Genomic DNA, 18,547 nt, shown 5'->3' with positions numbered 1-18,547 from the left:
CACACATGGAAATTCGCGCAGCAGAAATCTCCAAGGTCATTAAAGACCAAATCGCCAATTTCGGCACCGAAGCGCAGGTTAGCGAAGTCGGCACCGTGCTTAGCGTTGGTGACGGTATCGCCCGTATCCACGGCCTCGACAAAGTTCAGGCCGGTGAGATGGTGGAATTCGCCAATGGTGTTCAGGGCATGGCCTTGAACCTCGAAGCGGACAATGTCGGCGTCGTGATTTTCGGCTCTGATGCCGAGATTAAAGAAGGCGACACTGTCAAGCGGACCGAGACCATCGTGGACGTTCCCGTTGGAAAGGCTTTGCTGGGCCGCGTTGTTGACGCTTTGGGAAATCCGATTGACGGCAAAGGCCCGATCGAAACGACCGAGCGTAGCCGCGTTGAAGTAAAAGCGCCGGGCATCATCCCGCGCGAGTCCGTTTCCGAGCCTGTGCAAACCGGTCTTAAAGCCGTTGACGCGCTGGTCCCTGTGGGCCGCGGTCAGCGCGAGCTGATCATTGGTGACCGCCAGACCGGCAAAACCGCTGTCGCGATTGACACCTTCATCAACCAGAAGGGCGTCAACGCAGGCGACGACGAAGGCAAGAAGCTCTACTGCGTCTATGTCGCTGTGGGTCAAAAACGTTCGACCGTTGCCCAGATCGTTAAGCAGCTCGAAGAAAACGGCGCGATGGAATATTCTATCGTTGTTGCCGCAACCGCTTCCGAGCCTGCTCCGCTGCAATATCTCGCGCCATATACCGGCTGCGCGATGGGTGAATATTTCCGCGACAACGGCATGCACGCCGTGATCGTGTATGATGACCTTTCGAAACAAGCTGTGGCTTACCGTCAAATGTCGCTCCTGCTGCGTCGTCCTCCGGGCCGTGAAGCGTATCCGGGTGACGTTTTTTATCTCCACAGCCGTCTGCTTGAACGCGCTGCGAAGATGAGCAAATCCGAAGGCCACGGTTCGCTTACGGCGCTGCCGATCATTGAAACACAGGCCGGTGACGTTTCGGCGTATATTCCGACCAACGTGATTTCGATCACCGACGGCCAGATCTTCCTCGAAACCGATCTCTTCTTCCAGGGCATCCGTCCTGCGATTAACGTGGGTCTTTCGGTTAGCCGTGTTGGCGGTGCCGCTCAGACCAAAGCGATGAAGAAGGTTTCGGGCTCGATGAAGCTCGACCTGGCGCAGTACCGCGAAATGGCTGCCTTTGCGCAGTTCGGTTCGGATCTGGATGCCTCGACGCAAAAACTGCTTAACCGCGGCGCGCGTCTGACAGAGCTTCTCAAGCAAGCCCAGTTCTCGCCGATGCCATTTGAAGAACAGACCGTTTCGATCTTCGCCGGCACCAACGGCTATCTCGACAACGTCCCGACCGAGCGCGTGACCGAGTATGAAGAGCAAATGCTCGCTTTCATGCGCGGTGAGCACGCCGACGTCCTCAAGGACATCCGCGAAACCACCAAGTTCGAAGACGATGTGAAGAAACGCACCGTCGCCGCGCTCGACGCTTTCGCCAAACAGTTCGCTTAAAGGAGCGCCTCAGTGCCCTCATTGAAGGAACTTAAAGATCGGATCGGGTCGGTTAAATCGACCCAGAAGATCACCAAGGCCAAACAGATGGTCGCAGCGGCGAAATTGCGCCGTGCGCAGGCTGCTGCAGAAGCTGGTCGGCCCTATGCCGAACGTTTGAGCGCCGTAATGGCCTCTCTTGCTGGCAAGGTTTCGGGCGACAGCGCACCGATCCTGCTGCGCGGGACCGGATCGGACAAACGCAACCTTCTGGTCGTGGTCAACACGGACAAAGGCCTGTGCGGCGGCTTGAACTCGAACATCGTCAAAGCTGCGAAAGCCAAAGCCAGCGCGCTTCTGGCCGAAGGCAAAGACGTTGAATTCTACCTTGTCGGCAAAAAAGGCCGCGCCCCGCTCAAACGGGATTATGCGAGCCATATCGGCAAGCATTTCGACACCAGCACGGTAAAGACGCCCGGTTTCGAAGAAGCCGATGCGATCGCTGCCGAGTTGATCGGCATGTTCGAAGACGGCAAGTTTGACATCGCGCATCTGATCTATCCGACATTCCAGTCGGCCCTGGTTCAGGACCCGACCGTTAATCAGCTGATCCCTGTCCCCTCACCCGAAGCATCGGACGATGGCGGCGCGGTGGTTGAATATGAACCGGGCGAAGAGGAAATCCTCGAAGAATTGCTGCCGCGTTATGTAAAAACGCAGCTGTTCGGGGCATTGCTTGAACGCGAAGCATCAGAACAAGGCGCTTCGATGACTGCGATGGATAACGCGACGCGCAACGCAGGCGACCTCATCAAGGATCTCAACATCGAATATAACCGCCGCCGTCAGGCCGCGATTACAACCGAACTGATCGAAATTATTGCTGGCGCGGAAGCGCTGTAGCACCAACCTAAAACGCAGGCGCGCAAGCGCTTTAATTTGAAGGCTAAGGAAACACACATGGCCACCGCACCAGTCCTCAACAAAGTCACCAATGGCACTATCAGCCAGGTCATCGGCGCTGTCGTCGACGTTCAGTTCCCCGGCGAACTGCCCGCGATTCTCTCGGCGCTCGAAACCAAGAACGGCGACAAAACGCTTGTTCTCGAAGTTGCCCAGCACCTTGGTGAAAACACCGTTCGCACCATCGCGATGGACGCGACCGAGGGTCTTACCCGCGGCAGCGAAGTGATCTCTACCGGCAAGCAAATTTCTGTGCCTGTCGGCCCGAAAACACTCGGACGCATCATGAACGTAGTTGGCGAAGCCATCGACGAACGTGGCCCGATCGGTGCCGAAATGACTGCACCGATCCATGCCGAGGCACCGGCCTTTGTCGACCAGTCGACCGAAGCCGCCATCCTCGTCACCGGCATCAAAGTGATCGACCTTCTCGCACCTTACGCAAAAGGCGGCAAAATCGGCCTGTTCGGCGGCGCGGGCGTTGGTAAAACCGTTCTGATTCAGGAACTCATCAACAACATCGCAAAAGGCCACGGCGGTGTGTCCGTGTTTGCCGGTGTGGGTGAGCGTACCCGTGAAGGTAACGATCTCTATCACGAATTCCTCGACGCGGGCGTTATCGCCAAGGACGCCGATGGCAACGCCACCAGCGAAGGTTCAAAAGTGGCCCTCGTGTTCGGTCAGATGAACGAGCCTCCCGGCGCGCGTGCCCGTGTTGCTCTTTCGGGTCTGACCATGGCGGAATATTTCCGTGATCAGGAAGGCCAGGACGTCCTGTTCTTCGTCGATAACATCTTCCGCTTTACGCAGGCCGGTTCGGAAGTGTCCGCACTGCTTGGCCGTATTCCTTCGGCTGTGGGTTATCAGCCAACCCTGTCGACCGACATGGGTAACCTGCAAGAGCGCATCACCTCGACCAACAAGGGTTCGATTACATCGGTTCAGGCCATCTACGTTCCTGCCGATGACCTTACCGACCCTGCGCCAGCAACCTCGTTTGCCCACCTTGATGCAACGACCACGCTGAACCGCGCAATCTCCGAGCTCGGCATCTACCCGGCGGTTGACCCGCTCGATTCCACATCGCGCGTTCTCGAACCGCGCGTTGTCGGCCAAGAGCATTACGACACCGCTCGCCGCGTTCAGGAAACACTGCAAAAATACAAATCGCTGCAGGACATTATCGCAATTCTCGGCATGGACGAGCTTTCTGAAGAAGATAAGCTGACTGTGGCCCGTGCGCGTAAGATCCAGAAATTCCTGTCGCAGCCATTCCACGTTGCAGAGGTCTTTACCGGCATCAACGGCATCTTCGTACAACTCGAAGACACCGTGAAATCGTTCAAAGCGGTTGTCGATGGCGAATACGATCACCTGCCAGAGCAAGCGTTCTACATGGTTGGCGGTATCGAAGACGTGGTCAAAAAAGCCGCTGAAATGGCAGAGGACGCTTAAGTCTGATGGCTCTTCACTTCGAACTCGTAACCCCTGCGCGGCAGGTCCGTAGCGAAGACGTCCACATGGTCGTCGTTCCCGGCTCCGAAGGCGAATTTGGCGTTTTGGAAGGCCACGCGCCTTTCATGTCCACAATCCGTGATGGCGCGGTTCAGGTCTTTAAGACTGATGGCGGCGCACCTGAGCTTATCGAAGTGCGCGGCGGATTTGCCGAAGTCGGTGAAAACGGTCTGACTGTTTTGGCTGAGCACGTCGAAGCGTAAGCGCCTCACGATCTTGCATACGAAAAGGGCGGCTTTTGTGGGCCGCCCTTTTTTGTGTCGCCTTGCCGCACTGTTATCCCTGATCAGGCGAAAGCGGCGCTTAATGGCTCTGATACGCGGTATGCGCGAAGCGAGTTCACCCTTTCGCGAAATTGGATATGCGCCGCGCTATCGTCCCGGTCGGCCCGTGCCTGCCACGATTCAAGATCGGCATGAGCGTTGTCGGGCACTGCGCGCTCCTCCAGCATATCTCTCAACCGGCCGATGCCCGCTTTGATAAGATCACGATCAATCAATTCGAGCACGGATGGATGCGGTCTTTGGACAAAATGGAGCACCGCATTCTGATCAGTCTGCGCGACAACGCGCATCGGCATACTCAAAAAATCGCGCATGATCAGCGCGGTGAGCTGGTTGCTTGCCAGATCAAGGCCGCCGGGCGTTACGATCTCTGCATGGCTTTCCGTCACCCATAAAACGGTCACAGGGACGCTGACACCCGCGATCCACAATTTTGTTGCCACACCTGTTTCGGCATTCGCGGTGTTTGAAGTGTTCATTTTTACCCTCGTTGTCCTTCGCCTCTGCGGGCGCTGACCAACAGGTAAGCGTGAAACTGTTAACGGGCATTTACCTTGACGTGTAAAGCTTCGTAACGCGTCTGAAAAACGGACTTTGGCCCGCGCAAATGCGTTCATCGAAACTCATGGGCCAAAACGCGCTTTTCCGCTTCACATTCACCGGCGCGGGCCCCACACTAAGCGTAGATTTTTCCCAAAGGAGAGGACTTTTGAAGCTTGTCTCGACCAAAGCAATTGCATGGGGCTTGGCTGCTGCCATGACCGTAACAGCCGCAACCGGCGCCCACGCCGATGACCATAAGACCGAAACACCCGCCGATGGCGTGCCCGGCCCCGAACAGGATCCGTATATCTGGCTCGAAGAAGCGCGCAGCGACGAAGCGCTTGGCTGGGTCGAGAATGAAAACAAACTGACACTGGCCGCGTTGGAAACCGACCCGCGCTTTGAACAATTGAAAGCCGAAGCGCTGGCAATTTACGACAGCGAAGACCGCATTCCTTTTGTCAGCTTTCGCCCGGATGGATTGTACAATTTCTGGCAAGACAAGGAAAACCCGAAAGGCCTGCTGCGCCGTACCACGTTGGACAGCTATCAAAGCGATGAGCCGGAGTGGGAAACCGTTCTAGATGTGGATGCTCTGGCCGCAGCCGAAGGCAAGGAATGGGTCTATAAAGGGTCAACCTGCCTGCCCCCTGCCCGCACCAAATGCATGATCGCGCTGTCCGATGGCGGTGAAGACGCGACCATCATGCGCGAATTTGACACGACGACCAAAACCTTCGTCGAAGGCGGCTTTGCCATCGAAGAAAAAAGCCAGGGCGGCATTCAATGGATCGACGAAGACACGCTGCTGGTTGGCCGCGATTTTGGCGAAGGCACTCTCACAGATAGCGAATACGCCTTTACCAGCCGGGTGTGGAAACGCGGAACCGCGCTGTCCGATGCCCCGGAAATTTTTCGCGGAGAATCGAGCGACGTGTGGGCCGGAGCCAGCCTGCTGCGCGACAATGAAGGCACCATTCACGCGCGCACCGCGTTTCGCGGTATCAGCTTCCACGAAAGCGAATATTTCGTCGAAAAAGACGGCGAGTGGGTGAAGCTGGATATCCCAAAGAAGGCATCGCCTTACGGGATCGTCGATGGCCACTTGTTGTATTCAACGGATGTGGATTGGGAAGCGGACGGCCAGACATTCCCCGCAGACAGCCTCGTTGCGGTTGATCTGGAAGAATGGAAAGCAAACCCCAATGGTGCCGCCAAAACGCTCGTCTGGGCGCCTGGTGAACGCCAGACCAAACGCGGCGGCGCCATCACGGGCAATTCACTGTTCGTTGGCTTGCTCGACAATGTCGTCGGCAAGGTTTTGAAATTCAATTATCAGAGCAACGCGGCGGGCGGTTCCTGGGTTAGCGAGCAAGTTGATCTGCCCGATAACGCCACCGTTGCCATTGCGGCGTCTTCTGATGAAACCGACCAGATCATGTTTACGGTCACCGATTTCCTCAACCCGACGACGCTGTATTATTCGGACGGCACGGCCGCGCCGACTGTGCTCAAAACCAGCCCCAGCTATTTCGACAAGGCCGGCATGGATGTTGAACAGCATGAAGCGACCAGCGCCGACGGGACGAAAATCCCGTATTTCGTGGTGAAACCTAAAGGCATGGAAATGGATGGCAGCACCGCCATCCTGATGAGCGGGTATGGAGGGTTCCAGATCCCGCGCTTGCCCGGATATCTTGGATCGACCGGCAAACTGTGGCTTGAGAAAGGCGGCGCCTATGTGCTCGCCAACCTGCGCGGCGGCGGAGAATTCGGGCCGAACTGGCACCAGACTGCGATCCGCGAAAACAAACAGCGGACCTGGGATGATTTCATCGCCGTGGGTCAGGATCTTGTCGATCGCGGGTTCACCGCGCCCGAGCATCTCGGCATTCAGGGCGGCTCGCAAGGCGGCTTGCTGGTCGGTACTGCTATCACGCAGCGGCCCGATCTGTTCAACGCGGCAATAGTCGCGATCCCGCTGTTCGATATGCTGCGCTATCACCTGATCGGCAGGGGCGCATCGTGGATTGGCGAATATGGCGATCCGCGCATCGAAGAACAGCGCAAATGGATCGAAGAATATTCGCCGTATCAAAAGATCACCGAAGGCGTGGATTACCCCACCCCGTTCCTGTGGGCCTCCACAGCCGATGATCGCACCCACCCCGCCCACGCGCGTAAAGGCGCAGCCAAACTGAAAGCTCTGGGTCAGCCCTATTATTACTTTGAAGATATGACCGGGGGACATTCGGGCGGCGTTGATAATGAACAGCGCGCCAAACTTCAGGCGCTGCAATACGTTTATCTGATGCAGCAGCTGATGGATGAAAAATCCGGCGGCTGATCGGCCGAATCGAGGCGAAATCAATGGGGCGGTCCGGTGATCCGGGCCGCCCTTTTTCATGCCTTTTTCATACTGACCAAACGGTAGCTGTAAGCCAGTCCGACACTCTGCCATCGCTTCGTCGCGCGCCAGCAACGTAGAGTGTCATCAACGCAATCTTAACCATGTTTGATAGGGCCAGATTAAGTTTGAGAGCGCGATCCTTCCTTCAGCAACAGAGGGCGTTGTAAATTTGGGGCTTGAATTAGACCTTGATGAAGGAGTGAATACAGTGGCTTACCCCCGTGATATTTCCATCGCCGATGCGATCAAGCAGTATGGACTGCCAAAATCGCACCGCGTTTACTGGTCGAAATCAAAAAAGGCCGATGTGGTCCAAGCGGTCCATGATCGGGTCATCAGTTTCCATGAAGCACGCAACCGCTATCTGCTCAGCAGAAGCGAGTTTGAACAATGGGAGCGCGAGCTTGGTCACATTCCCAATTCCAAGAAGTCGCTCGAAGAGGCGTAGAATTTTGCCCGGAAACAGCGGCCGATAATGGTCTAATCGGCCGCTACTTCGACCAAAACCTCGTTACGGCGGAATTGTCCGGGCACCATGGGCGCATCATAAAATGCATATTCAACGCCTCCGATAACATTCAGGTTTTGGCGTTGAATCCATTCCATCAACTTGGCCTGCATAACCGCAAGGTCACCGTCGCCGCCATTGCCATTAAACTGCACAGCGGCCATTCGCCGTCCGGCCACCTCTGTCAAAGTGATATCGTCCGGCGCAGCGGGAAGCGTATCGAGCGTGTATTTGTCCGGCATGACAAATCGCATCCGCCACGTGCCTTCACCGGTTTCCTCCTGAATTACGGGAGACGTCATGGCGATGGATTCGTTCTGATCGACGCGGTTGGTGATGACGGGAGATGTCATGGCGATATCCTCGCCGCCCTCGGGCCGGTCTTCGCCAAAGATATACGCGGCCAACCGGCGGAAACTCTCACCGCTTGCGCGGCGGCGATTGCCGGTATGGGTAACCTCGGCAACGACCATCGGTTTGTATTGGCGCAGTTCAAATTCATTGTCGGCGATGACGATTTCGTAAGCCGGCTTTTCAATATCGCGGTACTGCGCAAACACAGCAATCGCGCCAACGGCGGCAATGCCTGTCCCTGCTGCAATCCATTTCGCCAAACCCATGATCGTTATCCCTTTGCCTGATTACTCTATCAGCAGTTACGCGGCGCAATGGTTCCCGGATGATGCGCGTCTACCGGCGCGTCGGAGCATGGAAATCAGGCGGTTTGGATGCGATCCACCGAACAAATTTGCCGATCACAGGGTGGTCCCGGATCGCGGCGACATCATCACCGATCCGTGCAAGCTCGGCGTTGGTGAAATTCGCATGGATCGTTTTGTGGCAAATCGGATGGACCGGAACAGTGCCGCGCCCTTTCTTCGATTTTGGCACCGGATGATGCCACTGAAGCAGCGTTTCAAACGGACGGCCGCAGAGCCAGCAGGTTGGCGGTGGGTCGATCACGGGTCCTTTGAGGGTCCGTCTTTCTTCGCCGCCGCTTTCTTCTTTTTCATGGTGTCATGGAAACGGTCGGCCCACCCCTGTTTGACCAGCTGCTCTGCGCGGACCATGCGCAGTTCGCCCGCACCGACATCGCGGCTGACCGTGCTGCCAGCCGCCACAATCGCATCGGCGCCGATTGTGACCGGCGCGACCAACGCGCTGTTCGAACCGATAAAGGCGCGCTCGCCAATGGTGGTGTGATATTTGAAATAGCCATCGTAATTGCAGGTGATCGTACCCGCTCCGATATTCGCATTTGCGCCAACGGTGGCATCGCCGATATAGGACAGATGGCTGGCTTTGGCGCCTTTGCCCAAGGTCGCTTTTTTCATCTCGACAAAATTGCCGACAAAGCTGTTTTCTTCGAGCACAGCCCCAGGGCGCAGCCGCGCAAATGGTCCGACCTGAACGCCGGTGGCGAGATCCGCTCCCTCTAGGTGCGTATAGGCTTTGATATGGACACCGTTTGCGACTTTAACGCCGGGTCCGAAGACAACATGCGGTTCAACCGTTACATCGCGGCCCAGCTGCGTATCGTGGCTGAAAAACACGGTATCGGGCGCTTTCAGCGTCGCACCATCCGCCATGGCCTGTTCACGCCGCGCCGCTTGCCAGCGCTGTTCTGCTCCTGCGAGTTCGGACCGTGAATTGATCCCCGCGACTTCATCCGCTCCGGTTTCCACGACCACGACCTTGTCGCCGCGCGCAATCGCGTTTGTGGCGACATCGGGCAGATAATATTCGCCCTGTGCATTGTTGTTGTCCACCGCATCCAGCAGCGGCCACATATCGTCCGAATGCGCCACGATCAGACCGGAATTGCACAGGTTGACCGCGCGTTCCGTTTCGCTCGCGTCTTTGAACTCAACCATTTTGACTACGGTGCCATCACCTTGCGCGATGATCCGGCCATAGGCGAGCGGGTCTTCGGGACGAAAGCCCAGCACAGCGACTTTGGCTCCGCCGTCCAGAGCAGCGGTCAATTTGCGGACTGTTTCGGCCTCAACCATTGGGCAATCGCCGAAACAAATCAGAATGTTGCCAGAAAAACCCGAGAGCGCATCTTTAGCCTGAAGCGCAGCATGGGCGGTGCCCAGCTGCGGATCTTGCATGGCGGTTGTGATACCGCGCCCCTCAAGTGCTGCATCGATCTGTTCACGCCGATCGCCCACGACCACAACCGTGCGCTGCGGCGAAAGTCCGGCAAAACTGTCGAGCAGGTGCATCAACATCGGTTTGCCCGCAATCGGGTGGAGCACCTTGTGAAGGTCGCTTTTCATACGAGTGCCCTTGCCCGCAGCAAGGATGATGGCGGCAAAATCTGTCATGCGAATATCCATAGCATTTTTATCGTTTGTGCGCGCTTGCCATCAAATGCTTGCAGAATGAAGAACGTTCGCGCACCTCGTCCCCATGACTGATTTTCCGTTTAGCGCAATTGGCTTCGATCTCGATGGCACTTTGTTGGATACGTTCCGCGATTTGGGCGCGGCGGTGAACCATGCTTTGGAATTGGGCGGCTTTGACCCTGCGCCTTTGGAAAGCAGCAAGGATTTGATCGGCGGCGGCGCAAAAATCATGCTGGCGCGGGCCGTGGATCAGCAAGGCGGAATGCCCAAAGACGATTTCCACGCGCTCTACAAAAAGATGCTGGTCTATTATGCCGATCACAACGCGGTGCATTCGGCACCGTACCCGCACGCCCGCGAAATCGTGGCGGAACTGAAAGCGCGCGGCGTAAAAGTCGCCGTTGTGACGAACAAATTCGAAGATTTTGCCCGCTCGATCCTGACTCAAATCGACTTTATCGAGCCATTTGAAACGGTGATCGGCGGGGACAGCATGGGAAAGGGCGCGGATGGCCAATATCTGTCCAAACCGCATCCCGACCCCGTCATCGAAGCCCGGAAACGATGCGGCGGAGGCAGCTTCGCTTTTGTCGGGGATTCCACATACGACGTAAGAGCGGCCAAGGCTGCCGGTGTGCCCGTGATCGGGGCATCGTATGGTTATTGCGACAAACCGCCGCATGAATTGGGCGCGGACGCGGTGATTGATTCGCTCGATGGCCTCATTTCCGCCCTTGAAGCGCTCTAGTCCGGCGATGTACCTTGCGACGTGACCCTACGGCGCGCACGCATCGCCAATCGGCCTGTTGCAACGCAGCACATTTCCTGCCACGCAGCGCCTCATAGAAGTTTACGCGAGCGTAAAGCCCGCGCATCACAAAACGATAGATAAAACGGACGGAAGGATTCCATCATGAGCATCGATTTCAAAGATAAGGTTGCCATCGTCACTGGTGCAGGCGGCGGTCTGGGCCGCGCCTACGCGCTTGAGCTGGCCAAGCGCGGCGCGAAAGTCGTCGTCAATGACCTTGGCGGATCGCGCGACGGCACCGGCCATTCCGACATGGCGCTGCAGGTTGTCGAAGAAATCGAAAAAGCCGGCGGCGAAGCTGTTTCGAACGGTGGCTCCGTCACTGAATATGACCAGATGGAAAAAATGGTCGCCGACGCCAAGCAAAAATGGGGCGGCGTGCACGTTCTCATCAACAATGCCGGCGTTCTGCGCGACAAGACTTTCGCGAAAATGACCCCGGACGATTTTGAGTTTGTTCTCAAAGTGCACCTGACCGGTTCTGCATTCGTGACCAAGGCATGCTGGGAAACCTTCCGCGAGCAAGGCTATGGCCGCGTGCTGATGACAGCTTCGTCGACCGGCCTGTTCGGCAACTTTGGCCAGGCAAATTATGGCGCGGCCAAACTCGGCCTTGCCGGTTTGACCAAAACGCTTCAGCTTGAAGGCGCAAAATACAACATCCGTTGCAACTCGCTTTCGCCGGTTGCTGGCACGCGCATGACCGAAGACCTCTTCCCCGAAGAAGCCTTTAAACTGTTCGCGCCGGAAAATGTGGTTCCTGCCGCGCTTTACCTCGTCAGCGAAGATGCACCGACCAACGCCATCGTCGGCGCTGGTGCCGGCGGCTACCATTCGTCATGGGTCGTCATGAACGACGCCGTATGGCTGCCGGATGGCCAGCGCACTGTCGAAGGCTTTGCCGATCGCTGGGACGATATCAGCTCGTTCACCAACCTCGTCGCCCCGCAATCGGGCAGCGAGCAATCTGGCGCGATCCTGAAAGCGATGCAGAAAGTCACCGGCACCGGCCCTGCAAGCGCACGCGGATAAGCTTTCAAAGCTCAACCCATTCAAAGCCCCCCGCACAGCGATGTGCGGGGGGCTTTTCTTTTGGTCCCTTACGGCGCAAATGGCCTCGCCTCAGCTGTATTGACTCAGTAATACAGTGGGCCTAGTTTGCAGCCAATGGGAGAACAATGCCGTGTATAGCGAAGACGATATCAATTCTGCGGTGGACGCAGGCGTATTGACCCCGCAAGCGGCACAGGATTTCCGCAATCATATGAGCAGGCAACGCGAATTGCCGCGCTCTTCGGAAGAGAATTTCCGCCTCATCAACAGCTTCAACGATATCTTCGTGGCGATCGGGATCGTGATCCTGCTGCTTGCTGTGGGTGCGATTGGCCAGGCGCTGGCAGGCATCATTGCCCCGGCGCAGGATTATTGGGATTTGTACCGCGCGACACCCGATCCCACGACAGAGCAGATGCAGGCATGGCGCGATGCCAGCGATCTTAATCAGGCGACTGCCATATCATTTGCGGGATTGCTGGTCGCGATAACCGCCTGGCCGCTCGCAGAATTCTTTACCAACAAACGCCGCATGGCACTGCCTTCGATCCTGTTGTTGCTTGCCTTTGTCGGCGGCGTGTTCGCCGCCGTTCTGGGCGTGGGTTTCCTGATGGTTGAGAGCGGCAATGAACGTCTTGGCGCGGTTGTAATCTCGTTTGCGGCTTTGGTTGCCGCAGGCGGCGCGTATCTGCATTGGCGCCGGTTTATGGTGCCGATCACCGTTGCAGCGGGCGCTGCGGCGGTTGCGGGCACTATCGTCGGGCTGATCGTGGCGGGTATTGGGCCCGATAACGTCTCTGAGACTGTCGTGCTTTCGCTCGTATTTCTGGCTGGTCTTGGGGTATTCGCATTGGCCATGCGGTGGGACATTTCAGACCGGGAACGCACCAGCCGCCGCAGCGATGTGGCCTTCTGGCTGCATCTGCTGGCCGCGCCTATGATCGCGCATCCGATCTTTGCCCTGATCGGCGTCACCGATGGAGACAATATCGCCTTTGGTGCCGCAGTCAGCGTGCTGGCAGTGTATATCGGGTTCGGATTGATTGCGGTGGCGATTGATCGCCGCGCGCTGCTTGTTTCCGCCCTCGCCTATGTCTTGTTCGCGCTGACATTTCTGTTCCGGCAATTTGGCGCGGTTGAGCTGAACTTTGCGCTGACAGCGTTGGTGATTGGCTCCGGGTTGCTCAGCCTTTCAGCGTTCTGGCAACCGATCCGCCATGCGATTGTGTCGGTGATCCCGGAAAGCGTTCAGGACAAACTGCCCGCTACCACTTCTCCGGCGAACAGCAGCGCCGCTGCCCCGGCATAACCATTTAATTCCCGTCCACCGCTTTCAGCAGGCGGCGTTCCATCGGGGCAAGGACATTGTTGAGCTCGTGCCCGCGTTTGAGCACCTGACCGTGTTCCCCGAAAAGGGTCCACATGCCTTGTTTATTGCGCAGGGAGGGGCGTTTTTCTACCCGTGCCTGAGGCCGCTCTGCCGTGCGACGAAACGCGGAGAAACTGGCGCAATGCCGATCAAAATCCATCGCGTAATCGCGCCATTGGCCCGATGCGACCATGCGGCCATACAGGTCCATAATGCGTTGCAGTTCGATCCGTTCAAACCCGATCTGACCGCCCGACTTGCCCGGAAACGCTACGATCTGCCCGCTTGCCCCCGGCCTGATGCCTGCGCCCATCAGTTGCCGGTCCCGCTTTTCTTCGGATCAAGATCAAACGCAGTCTGTTCAGGCGTTTGTGAAGCGCCAGATTTCAGCTCGGCAATTTCTGCACGCATTACGGCCAATTCACCTTCGAGCTTTTCGATGCAATCAACCCGGTTCCCGTCCGCATCCTCGCAATCGGGCGTCGTGCCGTAGGGGATGAATTCCTTGATCCATTCTTCGGCCGGAACAAGTGTAGAGCGCGCCTTGAAACCGACCATGGTTGCGCCGGCTGGCACATCTTCCATGACAACCGCGCTGGCGCCGACGCGCGAACGCTCTCCCAAGGTGATCGGACCAATAATCTGCGCGCCCGAACCGATGATGACATGGTCCTCCAACGTCGGATGGCGTTTGCCGCCCTGGCCATTGGTGGGATTGGTCCCGCCCAATGTAACGCACTGATAGATCGTGACATTATCACCGATCTCGGCGGTCTCCCCGATGACAGTAAAGCCATGGTCGATGAAGAAATTTTTGCCGATGGTTGCGCCGGGGTGAATATCGATCGCGGTCAAAATGCGTGAAAAATGGTTCACAAACCGGGCGAGGAAATACAGTTTTGCCTCAAACAGCCAATGCGCGATGCGATGAAGACCAACCGCAAGCACACCGGGATACAGCAAGATTTCCCAGCGCGAACGGGGTGCCGGATCGCGGGCGCGGATCGAGTCCAGATAGGATTTCAGACCGTTAAACATAGGTTTTTCTCCCACCAATCCCGGTGTGATGCAAGCAGGGGTTAAAACAACTTTTGTTGTTCGGGGCCTTGCACAGCTTCTAATGCGGCGCGCCAGATAGACATGGTGGCAGGGGCCTGACGTTCAAGGCTGATGCGGTCAATCGCCGCAACGAGTTTCTCGAGCGCAGCAAAACTGCGCTCTGTGCGCGGGCCCAGGTAATCCGCAGCGCCATCAGCCAAGGATAGCGCGCGTTGCTCCGCCATGGCCTCGATCAATTGAGCCGCCATGGCATCATCAGGTTCGCCTATTTCCAGCTGCAATGACCCGCCAAGCCGCGAGGCAAGATCGGGCAAGGCGATCTTCCACGGCTGCGCATTGGCGATCAACAATAAGGGCTCTCCCGCCTTCGATCCACCTTTCTGGCTGGCGTTCCAACGGTGAAACAGATCGGTCTCGTCCATGGAATCTGCCTGATCGATAACCGCAATCCCGTTTGCCCCGGCCCAGCGGCCAAGCACACTTTTGCCCGAACGCTCTGGCCCCGTCAGCACGGCGGTATGAAACGGCCAGCGGGATGGATCCCGCAATGCCTCGATCACATGTGCATTGGCATTACCGACCACAATCCGCTGCGGCTCGGCCGCGCCCGCAGAAGCAAGCGGCAGCGCAATCTGCGAAGTGGGATGGGAAGCCTTGGCCATGCGCTGCGCCGCCTCAGCGACTTATGGCGAGCGCGTTTGCACCTTGAGTGACAGCAAAGCCGCGCGCTCGCAGCGCGGCTGCAAGCTGATCAAGGGAGCCTGCATAGGTCACGCTCATGACCGAAGTGCCGCCAATCGCGGTGCTGCTCACGGACAGTCCGCGAACACCGGCGGCGCCGCGCACGCCTGATAGAGACGCATCGAATGTGACCGCATTGGGGGTTGTGAACTGAACCACAAATGTGTTCACCGCAGCGGCAGGCGGCGCGGCAACTCCCGGTTGCTGAGCATCTGTCTGCGGCGCAGCGGCGGCTTCTTTAGCCTGCCGTACCGCTGCCTCGCGCGAACGGATCGCGCGGCCAAGCTCGATCAGCCGGGCGATCGCGGGGTCAACTTCCCCCGCCCCGCCGAGCCGCAGCGTGGGATCCGGTTGCAGTTTGCCGGTGGCAAGCGCCGCTTCGTATGCTGCATCCATACGCTCAACCGCCTCGCCCAGCATAGCCGAGAGGCCCGATGGACCCTCAGCGTTCAGCTCAAATGTTTCGAGCACCCGCGAATCGGGGCCATAACGCGCCGTAAATGTCCCTTTGATTGGACCGCCCGGAAATTGATAATCCAGCCGCGCAATCGGCACCAACGCATCCGCTGCACCAAATTGATCCAGCGTTGATCGCCACCATGCCCGGCTGCGGCGTCCTGTTTGTCCGTAATTCAAAAGCAGCGAATCTCCGCCCGCGCCCGATGGCCGGACATAGTCGATGCGGCTGGAGCCGGGATTGAAATCGGCCCAGGCCCGCTGCCATGGATTGCGCATTTCAAATGCGGTGTATGCGCCCGCGCTCGCGGTGACCGGGATTAACAGCATGGGCGCGGATGATCGCGCAGTGGCGGACCCGCCCAGATACCGCGCCGCGCGCTGGCGATCAAAGATCACGCCGAGCGTGGCAATATAGCGTTTCGGGCCGATGCGTTCCCGCTGGATAACGATGGAGGACACCATACTGGCAAGCTGGCCATCGGATAGCGGCGGGCCATCAACCTTTTGCCATGCCTGACGCTGAGCAGAGCGCCATGCTTTCTCGCGTGCTTCGACGGCGGTATCGGCGCGTTCGTCCACTTCGATGCCGCGAACTTCGATGTCGGATGATGATGCCGTCGGGGCGATTCCCCGGTCGCCGGAAACCTGCGCCAGGACGAACGCGTATCCGCCGCTCAACAGCGCAAACGCGATCACGGCCGCCAGAATGCGCTGCAACCACGGTGCACCGCTTGAACGTTTGAGGGCCTCTTTAGAAGGGCCAGGATGAGTGCTAATCACTGTCATCGGGGAAATCAGCGGCCTTTTGCCTAAAGGCGAGTGGAATTCCAAGCGGGAAACGCTAAACGCATGGGCATGATTTTGGGGATTGTATGACTTCTGACACACCTTCCGAGGGCAAAACAGGCTCAAGCGGGTACACTTATGCTGATGCCGGCGTTTCGATTGACGCGGGAAATGCCCTGGTAAAAGCCATCGCGCCGCTTGCAAAAGCGACCGCCCGGCCCGGTGCGACGAGCGATCTGGGCGGGTTTGGTGGATTCTTCGATCCCAAGGCTGCAGGTTACAAAGATCCGCTTCTGGTCGCGGCCAATGACGGCGTCGGGACAAAATTGAAACTGGCGATTGATCATGACCGGCACGACTCAGTCGGCATTGATCTGGTTGCGATGTGCGTCAACGATCTGATTGTTCAGGGCGCAGAGCCGCTGTTCTTCCTCGATTATTTCGCGACCGGTCATCTTGAAAACGGCGTTGCAGAGCGGGTCGTGGCCGGTATCGCAGAAGGCTGCAAACAGGCAGGCTGCGCGCTGATCGGCGGCGAGACTGCCGAAATGCCGGGAATGTATGCGGCGGGCGATTACGATTTGGCCGGTTTCTGCGTGGGCGCGGTTGAACGCGGAGAGCAATTGACCGGTGAAAAGGTTGCGCCGGGCAATGTCCTGCTCGGCCTTGCGTCTTCAGGTGTCCATTCCAACGGATATTCGCTGGTCCGCCGACTTGCCGCCGATTTCGGCTGGAAGCTTGATCGACCTGCGATTTTTGATCAGGAACGGTTGCTGATCGATGCTCTGATTGAACCAACCCGTATCTATGCGAAAAGCCTGCTGCCGGTCATCCGCGACGGCTCCATCAACGGGCTTGCGCATATCACCGGTGGCGGTCTGTTGGAAAACATCCCGCGGATCTTGCCCGATGGCGCACATGCGATGATTGATGCCAATAGCTGGGGTCAACCGCGTTTGATGGCGTTTCTACAGGCGCAGGGTCATATCGAACCGGCAGAGATGGCGCGTACATTCAATTGCGGCGTCGGGATGGTGATCGCGGTTGAAGCCCAGCAGGCCGAATCTGTAGCTGCGCGCCTGAGCGACGCCGGTGAAACCGTGGTTCGCGTCGGCACAATCGAGGCCGGCGCAAAAGGCTGCACTGTGCGCGGATCACAGGGCACGTGGTCTGCGACAGAAAGCTGGGAAGCCACCCATCTTGGCTGAGGCGAGCCTCCACAAAGCCAAGGTCGCGATCTTTATATCAGGCAGCGGCACGAATATGGCCGCCTTGCTCTATGCCAGCCTGATTGATGGCAGCCCGTATGATGTGGTGCTTGTCGCCAGCAACAATCCGGATGCGAGCGGATTGGAAATCGCGGCGGCGGAGGGGATCGAAACCTTCGTTCATTCGCACAAAGGCCATTCTCGCGATGTGCATGACGCCGCAATGGAGAAAGCCCTTCTTGCATCAGGTGCTCAGTACCTGATCCTCGCAGGGTATATGCGAATCCTTTCGGATGAATTTGTCCGGCGCTGGGAAAGTCGCATTCTCAACATCCATCCCTCCCTACTGCCGAAATACAAAGGGCTGGACACCTATGCCCGCGCCATCGCGGCTGGAGACAGCCACGCCGGTGCCAGCGTCCATGTCGTGACGCCCGAACTCGACGCAGGCGAGGTGCTGGCGCAGGTACGCGTGGCCATACGCGCGGATGAGACACCTGATAGTCTGGCCGATCGGGTCAAATTTGCCGAACATCAACTCTATCCGCGCGCCATCGCTGACTATGTCTCTCGCGGATACAACCCCGATTACCTTTATGACAGAATTCGCGCGCTCGCCCTCACCCTTCCCGAAGCGCATTGCCGCGACAGTCATGGCTCGCCCGGGTTCCGTGTCGGTAGCGAGAAATCAGGCAAGTTCTTTGCCCATTTCAACGATCAACATCACGGCAGCGAGCATATCGCCGTCCTTGTGAAGACCAGCGGAATGGATGAATTGCTGGGCCTGATCGAAGCGCAGCCGGAGGTGTATTTCAAACCGGCCTATTACGGGGCAAGCGGCTGGATCGGGCTGATCCTCAATCGTCCCGGCGTTGACTGGGCACATGTCGAGCAATGGTTGCAGCGCAGCTGGCGCAGCGTCGCCCCTGCAAAGCTAACGAAACTTCAAGATATCGCGGATATGTTCTGAACA

19 protein-coding genes are annotated in these 18,547 nt (G+C 57.7%); 11 read left to right on the top strand and 8 right to left on the bottom strand.

Annotation, left to right across the window (positions count from 1 at the left end; translation table 11 throughout):
• The first annotated feature begins 5 nt into the window (after positions 1–5).
• Genes atpA through FGU71_RS10290 form a run of 4 tightly spaced genes read left to right on the top strand, consistent with a single transcriptional unit; the run spans position 6 to position 4,195 of the window.
• Positions 6–1,535, top strand: coding sequence for a F0F1 ATP synthase subunit alpha (gene atpA, locus FGU71_RS10305; protein WP_142788487.1), 1,530 nt, complete (start codon positions 6–8; stop codon positions 1,533–1,535).
• A gap of 12 nt (positions 1,536–1,547) precedes the next feature.
• Complete coding sequence (locus FGU71_RS10300; protein ID WP_142788486.1) at positions 1,548–2,417, top strand: F0F1 ATP synthase subunit gamma; 870 nt, start codon at positions 1,548–1,550, stop codon at positions 2,415–2,417.
• Positions 2,418–2,474: 57 nt separating this feature from the next.
• Positions 2,475–3,932, top strand: coding sequence for a F0F1 ATP synthase subunit beta (gene atpD, locus FGU71_RS10295; protein WP_142788485.1), 1,458 nt, complete (start codon positions 2,475–2,477; stop codon positions 3,930–3,932).
• A 5-nt stretch (positions 3,933–3,937) separates the two neighbouring features.
• On the top strand, positions 3,938–4,195 hold the full coding sequence (locus tag FGU71_RS10290) for an ATP synthase F1 subunit epsilon (protein WP_142788484.1): 258 nt from the start codon (positions 3,938–3,940) through the stop codon (positions 4,193–4,195).
• 83 nt (positions 4,196–4,278) lie between these two features.
• Here FGU71_RS10290 and FGU71_RS10285 read toward each other — a convergent pair whose 3' ends face one another.
• Entirely contained in the window at positions 4,279–4,755 is a 477-nt protein-coding gene (locus FGU71_RS10285; RefSeq protein ID WP_142788483.1) for a hypothetical protein, read from the bottom strand.
• Between the two features lie 278 nt (positions 4,756–5,033).
• Between FGU71_RS10285 and FGU71_RS10280 the strand changes: the two genes are divergently transcribed.
• Together FGU71_RS10280 and FGU71_RS10275 are read left to right on the top strand one after the other, a co-directional pair.
• Positions 5,034–7,166, top strand: coding sequence for a prolyl oligopeptidase family serine peptidase (locus FGU71_RS10280; protein WP_407644411.1), 2,133 nt, complete (start codon positions 5,034–5,036; stop codon positions 7,164–7,166).
• 271 nt (positions 7,167–7,437) lie between these two features.
• Complete coding sequence (locus tag FGU71_RS10275) at positions 7,438–7,677, top strand: DUF1153 domain-containing protein (RefSeq protein WP_142788481.1); 240 nt, start codon at positions 7,438–7,440, stop codon at positions 7,675–7,677.
• A gap of 32 nt (positions 7,678–7,709) precedes the next feature.
• Here FGU71_RS10275 and FGU71_RS10270 read toward each other — a convergent pair whose 3' ends face one another.
• From FGU71_RS10270 to glmU, 3 genes are all read right to left on the bottom strand, one after another.
• Positions 7,710–8,357, bottom strand: a complete 648-nt coding sequence (locus FGU71_RS10270) for an SOUL family heme-binding protein (RefSeq protein WP_142788480.1) — start codon at positions 8,355–8,357, stop codon at positions 7,710–7,712.
• 70 nt (positions 8,358–8,427) lie between these two features.
• A complete protein-coding gene (locus tag FGU71_RS10265) occupies positions 8,428–8,700 on the bottom strand; it encodes an HNH endonuclease (protein ID WP_142788479.1) in 273 nt (90 codons plus the stop codon).
• Positions 8,697–10,067 carry a bifunctional UDP-N-acetylglucosamine diphosphorylase/glucosamine-1-phosphate N-acetyltransferase GlmU gene (glmU, locus tag FGU71_RS10260; RefSeq protein ID WP_142788478.1) on the bottom strand — a complete coding sequence of 457 codons (1,371 nt, stop codon included), beginning with the start codon at positions 10,065–10,067 and terminating at the stop codon, positions 8,697–8,699. Before glmU ends, FGU71_RS10265 begins: the two co-directional genes overlap by 4 nt.
• An 85-nt stretch (positions 10,068–10,152) precedes the next feature.
• Between glmU and FGU71_RS10255 the strand changes: the two genes are divergently transcribed.
• From FGU71_RS10255 to FGU71_RS10245, 3 genes are all read left to right on the top strand, one after another.
• A complete protein-coding gene (locus tag FGU71_RS10255; protein WP_142788477.1) occupies positions 10,153–10,836 on the top strand; it encodes an HAD-IA family hydrolase in 684 nt (227 codons plus the stop codon).
• 165 nt (positions 10,837–11,001) lie between these two features.
• On the top strand, positions 11,002–11,931 hold the full coding sequence (locus FGU71_RS10250) for an SDR family NAD(P)-dependent oxidoreductase (protein ID WP_142788476.1): 930 nt from the start codon (positions 11,002–11,004) through the stop codon (positions 11,929–11,931).
• Between the two features lie 151 nt (positions 11,932–12,082).
• Positions 12,083–13,261: a hypothetical protein gene (locus tag FGU71_RS10245; RefSeq protein ID WP_142788475.1), complete on the top strand. Its 1,179-nt coding sequence runs from the start codon at positions 12,083–12,085 to the stop codon at positions 13,259–13,261.
• 4 nt (positions 13,262–13,265) lie between these two features.
• Here FGU71_RS10245 and FGU71_RS10240 read toward each other — a convergent pair whose 3' ends face one another.
• From FGU71_RS10240 to FGU71_RS10225, 4 genes are read right to left on the bottom strand one after another with little or no spacing between them, the layout of a single operon-like run.
• Positions 13,266–13,634, bottom strand: coding sequence for a DUF2794 domain-containing protein (locus tag FGU71_RS10240; protein ID WP_142788474.1), 369 nt, complete (start codon positions 13,632–13,634; stop codon positions 13,266–13,268).
• Positions 13,634–14,359 (bottom strand): serine O-acetyltransferase EpsC, encoded by a 726-nt coding sequence (gene epsC / locus FGU71_RS10235; RefSeq protein WP_142788473.1) that lies wholly within the window; start codon positions 14,357–14,359, stop codon positions 13,634–13,636. Before epsC ends, FGU71_RS10240 begins: the two co-directional genes overlap by 1 nt.
• 41 nt (positions 14,360–14,400) lie before the next feature.
• The gene (locus FGU71_RS10230) at positions 14,401–15,042 is read right to left on the bottom strand and encodes a P-loop NTPase family protein (RefSeq protein WP_142788472.1); all 642 of its coding nucleotides are present in this window, start codon (positions 15,040–15,042) and stop codon (positions 14,401–14,403) included.
• A 13-nt stretch (positions 15,043–15,055) separates the two neighbouring features.
• Positions 15,056–16,366: a heavy-metal-associated domain-containing protein gene (locus FGU71_RS10225; protein ID WP_142788471.1), complete on the bottom strand. Its 1,311-nt coding sequence runs from the start codon at positions 16,364–16,366 to the stop codon at positions 15,056–15,058.
• Between the two features lie 86 nt (positions 16,367–16,452).
• On the opposite strand from FGU71_RS10225, the gene purM reads away from it, so the two are divergent.
• Together purM and purN are read left to right on the top strand one after the other, a co-directional pair.
• The gene (gene purM, locus FGU71_RS10220) at positions 16,453–17,574 is read left to right on the top strand and encodes a phosphoribosylformylglycinamidine cyclo-ligase (RefSeq protein WP_142788470.1); all 1,122 of its coding nucleotides are present in this window, start codon (positions 16,453–16,455) and stop codon (positions 17,572–17,574) included.
• A complete protein-coding gene (purN, locus tag FGU71_RS10215; protein ID WP_142788469.1) occupies positions 17,567–18,544 on the top strand; it encodes a phosphoribosylglycinamide formyltransferase in 978 nt (325 codons plus the stop codon). Before purM ends, purN begins: the two co-directional genes overlap by 8 nt.
• Positions 18,545–18,547 lie beyond the last annotated feature (3 nt).

It is taken from the genome of Erythrobacter insulae (genome assembly GCF_007004095.1).
Classification (GTDB): Bacteria; Pseudomonadota; Alphaproteobacteria; order Sphingomonadales; family Sphingomonadaceae; genus Erythrobacter; species Erythrobacter insulae.
The sequence above is the reverse complement of the archived record's forward strand: the minus strand, read 5'-3'. Positions and strand labels throughout refer to the sequence as shown.